The 16,073-nt window shown below is 47.6% G+C and carries 16 protein-coding genes; 7 read left to right on the plus strand and 9 right to left on the minus strand.

Annotated features, from left to right (window positions below):
- Positions 1 to 73: 73 nt before the first annotated feature.
- The 3 genes from NX720_RS24810 to exaC are packed head-to-tail and all read right to left on the minus strand — an operon-like array spanning position 74 to position 6,600.
- Positions 74 to 3,346, minus strand: a complete 3,273-nt coding sequence (locus NX720_RS24810) for a translocation/assembly module TamB domain-containing protein (protein ID WP_262598269.1) — start codon at positions 3,344 to 3,346, stop codon at positions 74 to 76.
- On the minus strand, positions 3,343 to 5,064 hold the full coding sequence (locus NX720_RS24815) for an autotransporter assembly complex protein TamA (protein ID WP_262598271.1): 1,722 nt from the start codon (positions 5,062 to 5,064) through the stop codon (positions 3,343 to 3,345). Before NX720_RS24815 ends, NX720_RS24810 begins: the two co-directional genes overlap by 4 nt.
- Positions 5,065 to 5,073: 9 nt before the next feature.
- The gene (exaC, locus tag NX720_RS24820; RefSeq protein WP_262601659.1) at positions 5,074 to 6,600 is read right to left on the minus strand and encodes an acetaldehyde dehydrogenase ExaC; all 1,527 of its coding nucleotides are present in this window, start codon (positions 6,598 to 6,600) and stop codon (positions 5,074 to 5,076) included.
- Positions 6,601 to 6,916: 316 nt separating this feature from the next.
- Here exaC and NX720_RS24825 point away from each other — a divergent pair, with 316 nt between their 5' ends.
- Complete coding sequence (locus NX720_RS24825) at positions 6,917 to 8,029, plus strand: HD domain-containing protein (protein WP_262598274.1); 1,113 nt, start codon at positions 6,917 to 6,919, stop codon at positions 8,027 to 8,029.
- A gap of 44 nt (positions 8,030 to 8,073) precedes the next feature.
- Here the strand turns inward: NX720_RS24825 and NX720_RS24830 are convergent, their stop codons facing one another.
- Positions 8,074 to 8,586 carry a hypothetical protein gene (locus tag NX720_RS24830; protein ID WP_262598275.1) on the minus strand — a complete coding sequence of 171 codons (513 nt, stop codon included), beginning with the start codon at positions 8,584 to 8,586 and terminating at the stop codon, positions 8,074 to 8,076.
- 231 nt (positions 8,587 to 8,817) lie between these two features.
- Here NX720_RS24830 and NX720_RS24835 point away from each other — a divergent pair, with 231 nt between their 5' ends.
- Positions 8,818 to 9,447 (plus strand): nucleotidyltransferase domain-containing protein, encoded by a 630-nt coding sequence (locus NX720_RS24835; protein ID WP_262598276.1) that lies wholly within the window; start codon positions 8,818 to 8,820, stop codon positions 9,445 to 9,447.
- 43 nt (positions 9,448 to 9,490) lie between these two features.
- Here NX720_RS24835 and NX720_RS24840 read toward each other — a convergent pair whose 3' ends face one another.
- Entirely contained in the window at positions 9,491 to 9,814 is a 324-nt protein-coding gene (locus NX720_RS24840) for a hypothetical protein (RefSeq protein ID WP_262598277.1), read from the minus strand.
- 135 nt (positions 9,815 to 9,949) lie between these two features.
- On the opposite strand from NX720_RS24840, the gene NX720_RS24845 reads away from it, so the two are divergent.
- From NX720_RS24845 to NX720_RS24865, 5 genes are all read left to right on the plus strand, one after another.
- Positions 9,950 to 11,509, plus strand: a complete 1,560-nt coding sequence (locus NX720_RS24845; RefSeq protein WP_262598279.1) for a peptide ABC transporter substrate-binding protein — start codon at positions 9,950 to 9,952, stop codon at positions 11,507 to 11,509.
- Positions 11,510 to 11,595: 86 nt separating this feature from the next.
- Complete coding sequence (locus tag NX720_RS24850; RefSeq protein WP_262598280.1) at positions 11,596 to 12,669, plus strand: mechanosensitive ion channel family protein; 1,074 nt, start codon at positions 11,596 to 11,598, stop codon at positions 12,667 to 12,669.
- A 115-nt stretch (positions 12,670 to 12,784) separates the two neighbouring features.
- Positions 12,785 to 12,940, plus strand: coding sequence for a BrnT family toxin (locus NX720_RS24855; protein WP_262598282.1), 156 nt, complete (start codon positions 12,785 to 12,787; stop codon positions 12,938 to 12,940).
- A complete protein-coding gene (locus NX720_RS24860) occupies positions 12,918 to 13,169 on the plus strand; it encodes a BrnA antitoxin family protein (protein WP_262598283.1) in 252 nt (83 codons plus the stop codon). The genes NX720_RS24855 and NX720_RS24860 overlap by 23 nt, the downstream gene beginning before the upstream one ends.
- A gap of 17 nt (positions 13,170 to 13,186) precedes the next feature.
- Positions 13,187 to 13,390 (plus strand): DUF2905 domain-containing protein, encoded by a 204-nt coding sequence (locus NX720_RS24865; protein WP_262598284.1) that lies wholly within the window; start codon positions 13,187 to 13,189, stop codon positions 13,388 to 13,390.
- A 113-nt stretch (positions 13,391 to 13,503) separates the two neighbouring features.
- Here the strand turns inward: NX720_RS24865 and NX720_RS24870 are convergent, their stop codons facing one another.
- From NX720_RS24870 to NX720_RS24890, 4 genes are all read right to left on the minus strand, one after another.
- The gene (locus NX720_RS24870) at positions 13,504 to 13,674 is read right to left on the minus strand and encodes a HigA family addiction module antitoxin (protein ID WP_262598287.1); all 171 of its coding nucleotides are present in this window, start codon (positions 13,672 to 13,674) and stop codon (positions 13,504 to 13,506) included.
- Positions 13,675 to 14,069: 395 nt separating this feature from the next.
- Positions 14,070 to 14,774, minus strand: a complete 705-nt coding sequence (locus NX720_RS24880) for a hypothetical protein (RefSeq protein ID WP_262598289.1) — start codon at positions 14,772 to 14,774, stop codon at positions 14,070 to 14,072.
- Positions 14,775 to 15,045: 271 nt separating this feature from the next.
- Positions 15,046 to 15,318 (minus strand): hypothetical protein, encoded by a 273-nt coding sequence (locus NX720_RS24885; protein ID WP_262598290.1) that lies wholly within the window; start codon positions 15,316 to 15,318, stop codon positions 15,046 to 15,048.
- Between the two features lie 312 nt (positions 15,319 to 15,630).
- Positions 15,631 to 15,978 (minus strand): hypothetical protein, encoded by a 348-nt coding sequence (locus NX720_RS24890; RefSeq protein WP_262598292.1) that lies wholly within the window; start codon positions 15,976 to 15,978, stop codon positions 15,631 to 15,633.
- Between the last annotated feature and the right edge of the window lie 95 nt (positions 15,979 to 16,073).

The raw sequence follows: 16,073 nt of genomic DNA on the forward strand, positions 1-16,073 counted from the left end.
CCTTAATATCGATAATTACTTCGGCCACCACCCTCCGTGCTTGAAAGTTGACACCCTTGATAAAGCCAGACAATCAAAACTTAAACCGGTAAAACACATCCAGTGCTTGTCCCAGCCCACTGACGGCCTGAAGATATACCCTGGGGATTACCTCATAGCGAATTTTCACCTCACTCACCGAATTAAAAACACCGGTGCCATACTGGAGTCGCAGCCCCGGCGCAATATAGCCCCCCACAGACACCTGGGTATTTTCCCCCGACCCCGTGGTATCAACACTGAAATCCTTAATGCCCAGCTGCTCTCCCAGTTTTGTAGCTGTATGGCTTAACTGGCCGAGCCCCATCCCCAGAAGAGTAGATTCCACACCTTCACCCTCGGTCTGAATGCTACGGCCCCGTAACAGATAGGAAAGCTGCTCTTGCTGAGGCATGGTTGGGGTTGAATAGACGGACCAGTTCGGCGCTTTAATGGAACCCGTCACCTTCACCCCCACTGTGACATCATCCTGAGTCGCATCAGGGTTACGTATGGCATCAAGGTTTAAAAAGGGGGTATTCAATGGTCCCTGAAAAATAATCTGACCTTTCCTGATAATCAGGTCCTGACCAAGATAGCGGTAACGTCCGCCTACCAGTCGAATGCTTCCCTGCCCCGATAATGGCTGTTCGTCAGACTGTGCAAGAGCGAGCTTGCCTGCAAGTTTTGTGGTCAAACCATAAGCCTCAATACGAACATCATCACCCAGCGCCACGGTTGTATTCAAACCAATGACCGAAGCGCCCTGTTCTTCACTGGTTTCAGTACGACCGACAATTCTTACATCGTCCGATCTTGTTACAGCCTGTTCCGGGAGGCTTTTGACTTCAATGCGTGCCTTGGGAACCGCCAGCGTACCACTTAACCGTGGCGAATCCGTCAGATTGAAACGCAAGTCAGGTGACGTCCAGATATCACCAAACCCAGAGACGGAACAGTGTAACTCGTTACCAGTCAGATGTATGAGTCCGGTAAATTGACCTCCTTTCCACGACAGGGTTCCATTAATGTCACCACTGCCCTCACCCACCTGCAACTGACTGCTGATACTCGCGCTATCCCCCTGAATCAGCATTCTGCTGTTGATACGGTTTATGTCACAGAATTCACTGTTCAGGGTAACATCACTGATCACTACTTCGCCTTGCAGTAGCGGATCATAGAGGGAGCCTCGCATCTGCAAACCGGCTCTGGCGACACCACTTAAATTCCGGGTTCCCGGAATAAAAGGTTGAAAAATCTCCAGCAACAGCTGGTCAATGGTAAGCTGCCCTTTCAGCAAACGGGATTTCTCAACATCCGTTACCTTTATGTTGAGGTCAGCGTTACCCAGTTGTGGGGACTTAAATTCCAATTTGCCGCTTAACTGGTCGTTACCGAGAACAGCGTTCAGAACCAGTTTGTCATAGTCACCCTGTAACGCAGCAACATTCAGTTGACCTTCGGGTGTGTGCAGGTTCAGGTTGATGGAAGGTTTACCATCCCGTAACACGGCCTTTCCCGAAGCGTTCAGTTCCGACTGCCATTGCAGGCCATCAGGCAATAAATCGGCAAAGCGCTCAATGTCCAGCTGCTTCAGTTCAAAGCTGATATTTGCCTGTGTACTGCCAGCTTTGCCAGCACCCAGACAGAGGCTGGCAGGCTGGGAGATCAGACAGAATGGCTGGAACTTAACGTCCTGCTTCGTCGCACTAAGGCTAAAGGCTTTCTGCAAATCCCACTGCCCCAGTACAGACAATGTCTCAAGTGTATTAACCTGTCCGTGCCACTGTTTATCAAGCAGCGATCCTTCAAGCTGTAAAGAGCTGGTCAGCGTTTTACCCCCGGTGCGTGCGAATAGTTGGTGGGCTTCCGGGTTACCCGAAATGGTGACCTCAATAGCCTGTAAACTCTGTTGATCAATAGTTAACGAATCAATCTGTAACTGTGCCTGATTATCCATAGCCTTAAGGTCTTTTAACTCACCTTCTGACCGTAAGCCATCGATCACCAGTTTGTTAATAGTCAGTTGTTCCGCTATTAAACGATAAACAACATTGGGTGAGTACCTGCTGCCTGTCAGTTCAAAATTACCCGACAGATCACCCTTGAGGGGTGGATAGAATTCCGTGAGCTCAGGTGCCTCAATGACGCCTTTCAAGTTCCAGTTCTGGTCGATAAAACCATTCAGGCTCAACCGGTTACTACCGATATTCAGCAGCAACTCCTCAGCCCTGACTCTCTCTTCGCTATCCACTTTGAGTTGACCGGAAAGCCCTATCGGAAACTCCCGCAACAGGCCTGACACCTGTAATTGCTGAACGTCAACGTCCCAAGCCTGATCGACAGCTGACACAGAGCTGCTTACAGTACCCGACAACTGTCCGGGGTAGTCTGGAAGCCATAGTTCCGGATTCAGGTCCCTGAAGGTCAACGCCCCCTGCCAGTCAATACCTTGCTGCCAGCTTAATTGACCGCTGACACTGGCTGCCTGCTGCTGCCATTGAGCTTCCAGCGAGTGAATAACAAGCTGCTCCAGACCACCTGACAGCTCACCTTTAAGTAATAAAGTATTGGCTTGTTCTTTGCCCTCTTTGCTGTTCAGCTCAATCTGGTAATCATCCAGATACCCGGATACAGAAACCCTTGTCTCTGGTAGTAACAACTTGTCATGGGGTGCAATGTCAGGCGAAAGGGTAATCTGTGCGTTTACTGGATAAGGAGCAGACAGTGTCACGTTGGCACTGGCCTGTAAACTGCCTGAGTCGTGGGTTACTTCAAACTGCTGAATGCTGAAGGTCTGCTTTTCGGCTCTGGCAGACAAAGCAATATTCTCGAACTGCAAGGTCTCTTCCTGATGAGAAGAGTCCTTCTGATAATAATCCAGCTCACGAATGCTCAGCGTTTTAATCTCAACCGGAAGCGGCATGGTAAACGACGGTATTTTGATACCTGAAACATCACTCTCCGGCTCCTTTTCCTGATCGGTTAACGGGTTTTCTATTCCAATATGCTCAATGACAAGCTGTTCAACGAACAGTTCACCACGCAGCAAACGTTCAGTTGATAAAGAGAGCGACAGCTCCTGGACATCAATCTTCGGGGCAGCCTGCAAGTCAGAACCGTGCCATGACAGCGTATTGAACTGCCATCCTTGCAGTAAAGAACCTTCCACCAGCTCACCCTTCAGCTCTCCATATTCCGGTGGCATCTGTTCACAGGCAAGCTGCCATAGCCAGCGATTACCGGTGCTGGTCAATAACAATGATAAAATCGCTGCACCGGATAAAACGACGATGGTTAATAAGCTGGTAATGATCCACTTCACAGTACAGGCCCGACGGAAAAGTGCAAACGCCAGGGAGAGCCCGGTTCACTGACCGCAAAAGCAAGATCCAGACGCACCGGGCCCAGCGGTGTAATCCATCTGACCCCCAGGCCGGAACCCACTTTCCAGGCATCCTTGTAATCATTGGTCGAGGTGCCAGAGTCCGTAAACAGTGCCAGCCACCATTTATCCACCAGTTTGTAAGCGTATTGGAGACTGACGACAGAAAGATAACGACCGCCGGTTAATTTACCCTGACTGTCTTTAGGCGAAATGCTTTCGTAGCTATAGCCCCGTACCGTCTGGTCACCTCCGGTAAAAAACCGCAGGGAAGGCGGCAGGTCTGACACGCTGCGTACCCAGGTTGCGCCTTGTTCCAGTCGTGCCAGAAACTGGTGGCGTCTGGCAAAGGTATCCAGCCACTTTGTTCGTCCCCAGACTTTTATAAAACGACTTTCGGGGCCGGAAATGCCCGGTGACAACTCTACTTTCAGGTCATGGGCAGTCCCTCTTGACGGATTAAGGCTGCCATTCGCGTTTTTGCGATTCAGAGCCAGTCCGGGAATTAGCAACAGACTGTTATCCCTGTCACTGGCCTGATCATAATTTTCAGCCTCGATTCGTATAAACCAGTCTCGATTCCAGCCTTTCGGCACTTTATGCCATTGATGCAAAGCCGCTGAATAGAGTTCACTGTTAGTGTCTTCCATATTCTTATGCTGATAACCCGTTTGCAGACTATAAAAATCCAGCAGAGGGTTGCCCCTGGGAATCAGGTAACTCGTGCTCAGTTCAGTTCGTTTGGTGGACAGATAGGTATCGGCACTGAAACTATGACCACGGTCGTTCACCCAGGGTTTTTTCCAGCCCAGTGAAAACCTTGGGCCTTCGTCTGTAGAAAAACCGATGCCGGCTTCCATTTCATGGCTGCGTCTGGGAGATACTTCAATCCTGACAGGGATAGAATAGTTTTGTGCCTTGCCACGCAATGGTTGCACATCGACGTTTTTGAAATAACCGGTAGCCGAGAGGTCATTATAAAATTTGACTACTTTAGTGGCATCATAAGCATCGCCTTCCCTGAAGTTCTTTATGGTTTCTACCAGTCGGCGTGTGACACTGGTTTCATTGGTGTACTGCAATACACCAAACCGGTAACGCCTGCCTGAATCCAGGGTTAAATGAACATCCGCGCTGTACTGAACCGGATTAACATCGACGGTGGCGACCACCCAGTGAGCATCAAAGAAACCGGTCAGCTGCGCCTGTGTCATAAGCACCTGCTTCAACGTCTCATAGTCTTCATGCTCAAAAACCTGGCCTGGTGTTAACTCATGTTTTTTTAACAGCCTTTGAAAACTTTTTTCCTTGCTGGCATCACCTTCAAGCAATACATTGGCGCTTCTTATGAGAACGGGTCTTCCCAGCTCAATCTGGATATCAACAGTATCTGAACGATCTGTCGGGGTTGTGAAATTGACCACTGAAGCATAAAAACCAAAAGGCTCAAGGGCCTGCTGTACGGTTTCTTTAATGGTGTTTTTATAGAGCAGGAACTCTTCCGCATTTATCTCTGGCAGGGTTTGCAGGTGCAGTTCAATATTCTTTTCTTCACGTCCATCAACACCCGACAAACGATACTGAAGCGTGTCAGCCAGTGCATGAACCGATAAAGTCAGCCACCCTAACGCGAGGGTGGCCATGATAAGATGAGACAAAACTTTACGTCAGCGTTTAAAGAAACCCAGCGGGTTGATATCATAACTCACCAGCAGGTTCTTGGTTTGCTGATAATGTTCCAGTGTCTGTTTATGCGTCTCCCGCCCTACACCGGATTTCTTGTAGCCACCAAAGGCGGCATGTGCCGGATATAGATGAAAACAGTTGGTCCAGACCCGACCGGCTTCAATGCCACGCCCCATTCTGAAAGCACGGTTGACATCACGGGTCCAGACACCGGCACCCAGCCCATACTGGGTATCATTGGCCAGTGCCAGGGCTTCGGCTTCATCTTTAAAGGTGGTAACGCCGACAACAGGGCCAAAGATTTCTTCCTGGAACACCCGCATATCGTTACTGCCCTTCATCAGGGTTGGCTGGATATAGAAACCTTTCTCATAACCCTTGCCAATATCCGCTTTGTCACCACCCAGCAGGAACTGAACGCCTTCATTACGGCCGATTTCCAGGTAGTTCATGATTCTGTCAAACTGTTCAAGAGAAACCTGGGCACCTAACTGGGTTTCAGTGTCGAGGGGGTCGCCCCGTTTTATATGCCCTGAACGTTCGACAACTTTTGTGATAAATCCGTCGTAGATGGACTCCTGAATCAGTACTCTCGAAGGACAGGTACAGACTTCACCCTGGTTGAAAAAGCCAAGAACCGCCCCTTCAATGCACTTGCTCAGGTATTCGTCTTCCTGTTGGAGAACGTCTTCAAAATAGAGGTTGGGTGATTTACCACCCAGCTCGACCGTGGAAGGAATAATATTCTCTGCCGCACACTTGAGAATATGCGAGCCCACCGGGGTTGAACCCGTAAAGGCAATTTTGGCAATTCGCTGACTGGTCGCCAGGGCTTGACCGGCCTCTTCTCCAAAACCATTAACAATATTCACAACCCCGGGCGGCAGCAGATCACCAATCAGTTCCATCAGAACCATAATTGAGGCGGGTGTCTGTTCTGCCGGTTTCAGGACGACACAGTTTCCTGCCGCCAGAGCCGGAGCCAGTTTCCAGGCCGCCATCAGCAGCGGAAAATTCCAGGGAATAATTTGTCCGACAACGCCCAGAGGTTCATGAAAATGGTAAGACACTGTCGTGTTGTCAATATCTGCTGTACTGCCTTCCTGTGCACGAATGCAGCCAGCGAAGTAGCGGAAATGATCCACAGCCAGGGGCATATCAGCGGCCAGAATTTCTCTGATGGCTTTGCCATTGTCCCAGGTTTCTGCCACCGCCAGCATTTCCAGATTCTGTTCAATGCGGTCGGCTATCTTCAACAAAATATTGGATCGCTCAGTGACAGAGGTTTTCCCCCAACTTGCTTTAGCGGCATGGGCGGCATCCAGCGCCAGATTGATATCGTCTTCCGCCGATCGAACCACTTCACAGATCACTTCTCCCGTTATCGGGGTGGTGTTTTCAAAGTATTTGCCCTTGACAGAGGGTACCCACTCGCCACCTATGTAGTTTTCATAACGGCCTTTAAAGGTGACAAGGGAAGCAGGATGGCCGGGACGCTCATAGATCATATTCATTTACCTGCATTTTTATTGTGAAGTGAATCAGACTTTCAATGCGACAATGACTGACTTACGGGGACGGCCTGCAAGGTCAAGTTGCACTCAATCACTTTTCCTTTCAGGCGATTTGCCATCAGGGAGCACTCATTCAGCGCTATTGCGAATGAGTGATTTCCTGAATGAGTATGATCAGTATTGAAGAAACATTGCACCCCGTCCAGAGGTTTTTTTCAATTAACCCGCATAGTTTTTATGTGATCAGAATGAACAAAGGCTACATTATGCGAAGCATTCGTAGTTCCTTTGTGGTTTGCTGGTTTTTCCTATGAAACAAGCCGTTAATATCCTGATTTTGACTTTTTTTTTACCCATTATACGACTATCACCGTGTGAAGCCGGACGACAGGATGAGCTATCAGTAGCCACCTGGTACGGAGACATGCATTTCTCCTCTCCGGGTGAACAGCTTTTTGGTGATTTGCTGCACAGCCAGCCAATTCAACGACTAAAACAGATCAATCAATATGGTGTTATCCAACTGGTTGACACCTCGGGACAAAATGACGAACCTTATTCCCGTTACGATCATTCCGTCGGCGTGCTTTACCTGTTAAGGCGATTTCAGGCACCTTATAAAGAACAGGTCAGCGGATTGCTCCATGACGTATCCCATACAGCTTTCAGCCATGTATCTGACTATCTTCATACGGAAAGCCCGGCAGGAAATCCGAATTTTCACGACTCACTGTTTACGTCGTTTCTGGAACAGCGTGGTCTCTCAGGGATTCTTGATCGATACGGTTTATCTGTAGCTGAGGTTGATCCAAAAAAGCCGGCATTTGCGCGACTCGAAAGAGAGTTGCCCGATCTGTGCGCTGATCGCCTTGATTATATTTTGCAAGGTGCCGGACGACGGGGAGTTCTGACTCAGTCTCAGTCGGATGAAATACTGAACGCACTGTTGTTTGATGAAAAAACAGCACACTGGTACGTGAAGAGTCGAAAAGCTGCACGCCGTCTTGCAGAAGCCAGCATTGAGCTTAACAGTAAAATTTTTGCGACTGCCTGGGGGCTGATGCTTTACCAGTGGACAGCAGAAGCACTGAGACGTCTTATTACTCTTGGGGACTTGAGTACAGAGGATGTCTTGTATCATAAAACCGACGCCCAGATCTGGAATATATTGTCAGGCAGTAAAGACCCACAAATAGAAGCCCTCATGCGGCAAATGACGTCATCCTGGTACAGTGTGTCGGAGACTGTTGACCCTGAAAAGGCTGACAGGATTTTTAAAAATATCCGTTGTCGTGTTATTGACCCAAGAGTGCTGAGTAGTAAAGGCTGGGAGCGCCTTAGCGCCATTGATAGTGAGTTCAGGCAGCGGGTTAATAAAGAATTAAACCGCTGTCGTAATATATACGTGAGAATAAACCGTTAGATTCCGGCAGACGATTGCCAGTAGAGATTTCAAACCAAACCAAATCAGTGCAGCGATCGTTTACGGTCATAGCTTAAGCCTTGATCTGAAAATAGTTCACTTCTTTCCATTGATAGATTGTAGGCAGACATGATCTGTGGCTGGGGGTATTGTTTCAGCCAGTCCCTGATCTCAAGCATTTTACCTTCACAGCACTTACAAACCGGATAGCGCTGGGAAAAATTCAGAAGAGCCTTCGCAACCGTTCGCATTGCATAGAGCAGGGAGTGTTGAAATTCCACTGAAAAACAGTTCTCTTTCATCAGCAGTAAAACCCTGCGATAAGGCATCATGTAGTAGTGGCTGGCTTGCTGAATCTTTTTCGTTTGCTCATACAAACAACCAAGGTTGTGCATATTGGCAATCCACCCCATCAATAGGGAAATGTCTTCCAGCTTTACAAACCATTCGGCTTCAATTGCTTTTACAGCTTCGAGATAAGTGCCCTCAGCAGAACCCCAGTCTCTTAGCCGATAGTGTTCATTCCCCTGCAGGGTGATCTCTTGCCAGCGAGCCATAGCAACCTCCTCATAAATAATGAGAATCATTATTATTCGCAACCAGCAATAAATCAACCGGATTTTCAACTTATTCAAGTCCCCTCGGGCATATCCGAGGTAGAGCTAATGCTTCCAGGATCATACCAGCATATAAATGTGGAACACCGGCTATTACCTGGTCTTGCCGGCAGCGTAAACTCCTTTAAAAAACCTGTATACTTGTTGGGAATTTAATATGAATAAGACTCCATGATGGACAAAATAACAAAGGTTGCTGTTAAGGATCTTTCTGAAAAATACCAGCCACATACCATTATCGTTTATGGCTCCAGGGCCAGAGGCGATGCCAGCCCGGACAGCGATATCGATATCGCGTGTTTTGTTGATCAACCCTCAGCCACCAAAGATGCCAGAAAATTAAACGGCTATTACCTGGATGCCTGGATATATTCGACAGAATCAATGAACCAATGGTCGGACGAATTTCTGAAATTCGAAAGTGCTTATTGTGTGGTTGATCAGCTTGGGCTTGGACAGCAGCTGCTTGAAAAAGTCAAGACAATCGTTGCCAGGGGACCTGAATCACTTAGCCCGGAAGAAAAACAGCATATTAAAAAATGGGTTTATAAGATGCTGGAGAGAGCGACGAAAAACGATGTGGAAGGCTACTACCGAAGAACCTGGTTACAGTTTGAGCTGCTTCAATACTATTTTTCACTCAGGGATAAATGGTTCTTAGGGTCAAAACAGAGTTTGAGCTGGCTGGAAAAAAACGATCAGACAGCATTCAGGTTATTCAGTGATACTTATAAATATCCGCAAAATCTCGAGATAGTAAAAGAACTGGCCGATTACACAACAGCTGACTTATCTTGCTGACCCCACTCAGGAATCAGCGTCGTTTATCAGAGCGTTAAGCTGCTCAGGCAATCGCATGAAACTTCTGTAACACTTCAGACATTAACTGAATTTTATGCAGAATAGGTTGCAGCTTTGCTGTCAGTTCTTCATCACTGCTATTGTCCAGAGCCTGAACGTCTTCGGAGACTTCAATCAGATAGGGTAGAAAATGGTCGGCTTGAGCGTTAAAGCCGGAGTCCTTCTGAAAAATGGCTGAGAACTTGCCCTGATCGTCCATTTTGTATTGTTCGATCTGTTCGTCGGCTCGCAATGACAGTGTATAAATCTCTCGCAGGGATTCGTTGAGTTTTTCCTGTAGAGCCTGTGCTTTGGTTTTTGAATTCATGGGGTAACCTGATACTTCATCAAACGGTGATTATACCGCCTGACCTGCCCGATTAAAAAGCGCACAGACAACCGGGAAAAGCGAAAACCTGAAAGCTGAACTATAAAGCTATGGGTTCTATTGAGTGCTTTGAGGATGAAAACAACGTTTCTACCGGCATGGGTGCTGTGTTTCTGGGTCTTAGTCCTCAGTCCCACAAGCGCTTATTCCGCCCCTTTAAAGGCTCTGGTTCGGGGGTTGCCGGATCAGCCGAAGCAGCTGCATCCCCACTATTTCGGCGGCAGTCCCGGAGCCCAGGTACTGAAAGACCTTTACGAAGGGCTGATGGTCCAGAACCACTCAGGGGAGCCGGTACCCGGTATGGCTGCAAAGGTTGAGATCAGCCCTGATGGAAAGACTTATCGGTTTACCATGAGGGAAGGCATCCGCTGGTCTGATGGCTCAGCTGTGACAGCCGACGATTTTGTGCGCAGCTTTCGTGCTCTGGCTGATCCGGAAACCAGGGCCACCTATCGCTGGTATCTGAAGACCGGGCAGTTCAGCGGTGCCGATGAAGCTCTGGCTGGAAATATTGAAGCGCTGGGTGTGAAAGCCGAGAATAACCAGCTGGTTTTACAATTGCGGCAACCGGTTCCTTATATCCTCGAACTGCTGACCTTTCCCAGCTTCCTGCCTGTGGCGAAGCAGCATAACCCTGGCAAACCTGTGAGCAATGGCCCTTATACACTGTCAAGCGAAACGCCCGGTAAAACCATCAAACTGAAGAAAAACCCACACTATTACAACAAAGAACAGGTGGCTATTAATGAGGTGGTTTACCAGATCCAGCCGGATGAAATGCAGGTACTGGAAGCTTTCAGGGAAGGTCGTATGGATATCACCAGTCATCTGACAGCGGCTGCCCGGCTCAAGGCCAGAACCGAACAGCTCAGGCGAACTATGGAGAACCAGTCCCTGGTCACAACTATGCTCGTGCCGAACCAGAAACACCCACTGCTGGCCAATACAGATTTCAGGAAGGCGCTGTCTCTGGCACTGGATCGTACTGCACTGGTTAACAGTAACTACCCTGACAGTCTTGTTCGTCCGGCCTGCAGTTTTACAGCACCTCTGACGCGTGGGTTCAGCCCGGACCCAAAAAACTGTTATCTGCTGCTGAACAGTGCTGACAGGAATCATCAGGCCAGCTCTTATCTGAAGAAATCAGGGGTAAAGCCGGGCAAGGTCACGCTAACGGTGACCACCACCACAAAATATGGCTCGGACCATCTGCTTAATCAGATGGTTGCCCAGTGGCAGGCCATACTTGGCATTCAGGTGCAAGTAAGGCTTTTGGACTGGAGAGGTTTTACCAGGGCTCTGTCTGACAAAGATTATCAACTGGCATTGTTCAGCTGGCTGGCCGGGTATAACGATGCCACCGCATTTCTGCTTCCGCTTCAAAATGAAAAGGGCTTCGGACCTTTTGTTAACCCCGATTACCAGAAGCAGCTTGAGCTGGCTGCTCAACAGATTAGCCAGGCGGACAGACTGCCTTATTATCAACAGGCTGAAACGATTCTGGCTCAACAGCTGCCTGTTATTCCTGTGATACATCCGACCTTTGTGCAACTGGTGAAACCGAGGGTAGAAGGTTTCTACACTTCGAATCCGGAAGGCTGGGTGCACACACGCTACCTACGTCTGTTAAGATGACCTGCTTTTCGGGCCCATGACAGTCATATAAACAGTCACATGGGCTCGCAACTGCACTTATTCATAACACAATAGGGAGAACGTTTATGCCCTGGCAGGATTATTCAACATTAACACTGCTACTCTTCAAATCTGCCACGGTGATGGGAATCAGTCTGGTACTGGCCTGGTTATGTAACCAGGGATTAAGGAAGATAGAAAAACACTTTGACAACAGTCCCAGTCACTGGGATGACACCCTTGCCAGAGCTGCACGACCTGTAATGACCATTGCCTTCCTCCTACTGGGCTTTAGTCTGATGGCGGACTTTCTGCTGGAGTATATTCAGCTGGAAAACATCGCACTGGTTGGCCAGGTACGTCGTATTGTCCTGATTCTGCTGATCTACATGCTGTTAATTCGTTATCTGAGACTAGTGCGCAGCAGCTTCTATAAGACGAACCGCCGTGCAGTCAGAATGGACAAGGCGACGCTGGAGTTTATGATCAAGCTGTTGCAGATTGCCCTGACCCTGGCGATTATTCTGACATTGCTACAAAACCTTGGGGTCAGCATCAGTGGTCTGCTGGCTTTCGGTGGGGTTGGTGGTCTTGCTGTAGGTCTCGCAGCCAGAGATATGCTGGCTAATCTGTTTGGCGGATTGACCATTTATATGGACCGGCCTTTTGTGGTGGGCGATAAGATCAGCCTGCAGGATCAGAACATTGAAGGTTTTGTTGAGCATATTGGCTGGCGTCAGACCCGAATACGGGGCTACGACCGGACACCGGTGTATGTCCCCAACGCACTGTTTACCAACCTTGCCGTTGTGAACCCGTCCCGAATGCAGAACCGTCGCATCAATGTCGTCATCGGTCTTCGTTATCAGGACTTTTCCCGGCTCAACGATATTATTCATGATATTGATGCGTTTCTTGCCCAACACAATGATATTGACCAGGGGCGCGATGCACTGGCCAGATTTACGGATTACGGCGCCAGCTCTCTGGATCTGCTGGTGCGCTGCTTTACGGTTGATACCGACTGGGGCAACTACATGCAGGTTCGGCAGAATATTCTGATGGGCGTCGGGGAGATCGTTACCCGTCACGGCGCAGAGTTTGCCTTCCCGACCCGTACCCTGGATATACCTGAAGGCTTTGTGAGTGCGAACGGTTAGTTGAACCTTTAGGTATTTATGTTTTATGCACCCAGGCCTGGGGCCGGGGTGCGTCTTTATGATCAGGGGTTGCCCTCGCAACTGCTCGGACACCAGCGATTAAAGGAGGTTTAAAATGCCAAACGAACGATGGGTGGCCATTGGACGTATCCAACACTTGACCGGCGTTGTAGTATACACAGAAAAAGTGGGCGATATCATACGAATTATCTCCGCCCGAAAAGCCACCAAACGGGAGATTCAACGTTATGAAGAAAACATCATCTACTGACTGGAAACGCCTGGAAGCCATGCCTGATGATGAGATTGACACCTCTGATATCCCTGAGCTGGATGACGATTTTTTTGATCAGGCCGAGCTGCACTTACCCGTTAAAAAACCTGTAACGATCCGTCTGGATTCGGATGTCCTTGAGTGGTTTAAAGGGCAAGGTCAAGGGTATCAAACACACATTAACAGTTTGCTCAGAAAATACATGGAAGCCCGGCAATCCCGTTAAATGCTTCGATATTGATTATGGCTAAGTTTCTAATTACCGCCGGGGTCATTATTTTGTGTGTGGGCCTGCTCATGCACTTTGCACCGGGTCTGCTGAAGTGGTTTGGTCACCTGCCCGGGGATATTCGTATCGAAAATGACAATACCCGGATTTATATTCCTTTTACATCAATGATTCTGGTCAGCCTGGTTCTGACTATTATTGCCAACCTGTGGCGTTGAATCAGATTCCCTTACCGGAATAGTCAGGGATGGAGTTCACAGGAACCCCAAAATAGCTGGTAACCAGTAGTTGGCACCGTAGTAAATGGTCAGGCTGTCAGGAACTTGAGAGGTTATATGTTGGACAGGTTTATTCTTTTCTTTGCCTGCCAAAGCTCATAATTGTCTTGCATGCTGAGCCAGCTTTCTGGTGTACGACCTAAAACTTTAGAAAGCCTCAAAGCCATTTCAGGAGAAATACCACTTTTACCTTTAATGACTCGACTAAGGGGCGCAGCATTCAATAACTTACCGGGCTGTTGGCTTTTGGCTTTTGGCTATTAGCTGCTCATACAGCCAACAGCCAACAGCCAACAGCCAACAGCCAACAGCCAACAGCCAACAGCCAACAGCGGTATATTATGTTCTGCTGCTTCCCTAAGGGTTGATACCGCCACTCCAAGCTGCGTTGCAAGGTATCTACAGCTGATACCATATGGCTCCATATAAATGGATTCAATAAATTCTCCCGGATGGGGTGGGTTATGCATAGACATTAGTGATAATCCTCATAGTTAAGGGTGTACGCATTGCCATCCCGAAGTTCAAAGGTAACTCGCCAGTTACCACTTGCTGAAATTGACCAGATACCTGAGCAATTCGCCCCCCGCAATAGGCGAAGGTTCTCAGGGACTCCGGGTTAATAGGCTGATGTTGAAGCTCCGCCGCATGCACCGGCATCAGGTGGTGGGTGGTTGCCATCTCTACAAGAGCTTTGAGATATGAAAGTTGCCACTTTGATTGATAGATTTGATCCATAAAGATCTTTAACTGTTTGAAGCGAATGAAAATAAACACCATAAGAACCTATTTTACTCATGTAAACACCATGCCCAACATATAAAGCAACATGAACTGGTTTAGCTTGATTCATAAAAATTATGGCTTCCAATGCTTCAGGCGCTCTTTCCACTAAAGATTCAATTAACTGTCCTTTTTCCTGACGGAAGTCACCAGTCTTCAAATAATAACAATATCGAGCGCAGGTTATCATTGCGTCCATTTTTTTGTCTGGTCTATTCTCTAAGGTTTGAAATAATCTTTCCTGTAATTCTTCAGGAAGATCCAACACACTATCATTACCATTTCCAAACCCTGAAAAATAAAAAGACACCTCTCTGCTATCATCCTCTTGCTCTGCTAAATTAACTTCTTGGGGGGTATTGGTAAGATCGCTATAAACATTTCCATTTCCTATTTGAATCGGATAAATATATGTTGTCTTATCTCCTGAGCCATATACACCTGAAAATTTAACACTAATTGAAGAGTTTATTATTTTAATAACTACTGCCCATGAATCATGTGAATTAAGCAGTAAAAAAAAAATAATAAGAAAAAGCACTTAACTCTACTAAATGACATATAAAATCCTTACCCATTTGATTTATGATTTTATTTTATGCCCTACCTTCTCAATCCCACGACTGCAATATAGCCACCAATTCCCAATTGAACAATTGAGAACAGCTTTAACTCCAACTCCGGTGACAGATTTGGAGATGACCAACCCAACCAACGACACACGACCAGAGCCTTGAACGCCAGCATCACGACAGGCCGCCAGCTTCATTGCAGCCAGCGGTGAACATCAAGCCAACCCACCAGACAAATACTCACACTTCATGGTTGTGGTTTTTAGCGTGTGCGCCCCAGTCGTCTACTGGCCTGCCCTGCTTCACCGAACCATCTCGCAGAACAATCGTTGGAAATGGAATTACACAGTGATGTTCAGCCCCGGCTCTCTTCTTCAAAACGACACCTGACATCCATTGCCCGAAGTCTGAAAATACAATCGATCTTGCTGCACGATTCCGATGGCTGGAAACCGATAAACAAAAGCCCCGATTAACGGGGCCAATGCTGACGCTGAAAATGATGCTTTCCAAGCTTCTTTATCACTCTGTTGCGCTCCCGCAACTCGTGAGTTCTGTCACTGCCTGCTGATGCTATTAATCGTTTAATACGTTGCGCTTGTTTGCGCCTGTGTGCACCCGACCTCGTGACAGTTCCTACTGTACGGATATCGACCAATCAAATCATTGATCCTGCTCAAATCTTATTCGTGCAAACCTGTGACATGATGGTTGATTGTGTTTTAGCAGTGGTTGACAAACACCGCTGGTGATATTCGACGGTTCCACCTACCCGCAGTAGATAAAGGTTCGCAGGAACCCCGACGAACACAATAACAAAAGTGATTATTTACCCTCCCACCATTTGTGGGGATAAAGACGCTCTTTTAGATCATTTATCAGAGATTGGTTTATCCACTCAGATTGTAAATCAAGCTCAAGATTTATCAGGCTTTGCATTACAACTGGATAGTATTGTACCTCCCTGAAAAGGTTTAACACACCACAAACAAAATTATCTCCTGCCTGATGCAAATGTAAAGCTAATGCGTGTACAAAAGGATATCTTGCAACTATTTCAGGTTTGTAGAATTCACTATATCCATAATGAGCATATAGAAACTGATAGCTATGTGCATGAGAAGAAAGCACAAGAACCACAAACAGAATTTTAAACTTATGTTTTAAGTTCATTTTCTTATCTTGACAGCCATTTTTTCCAAACAACGACTGGCAATATAGCCACCAATTCCCAATTAAACAATTGAGAACAGCTTTCGGCGACAAAT

This window comes from Endozoicomonas euniceicola (genome assembly GCF_025562755.1).
Lineage (GTDB): Bacteria > Pseudomonadota > Gammaproteobacteria > Pseudomonadales > Endozoicomonadaceae > Endozoicomonas_A > Endozoicomonas_A euniceicola.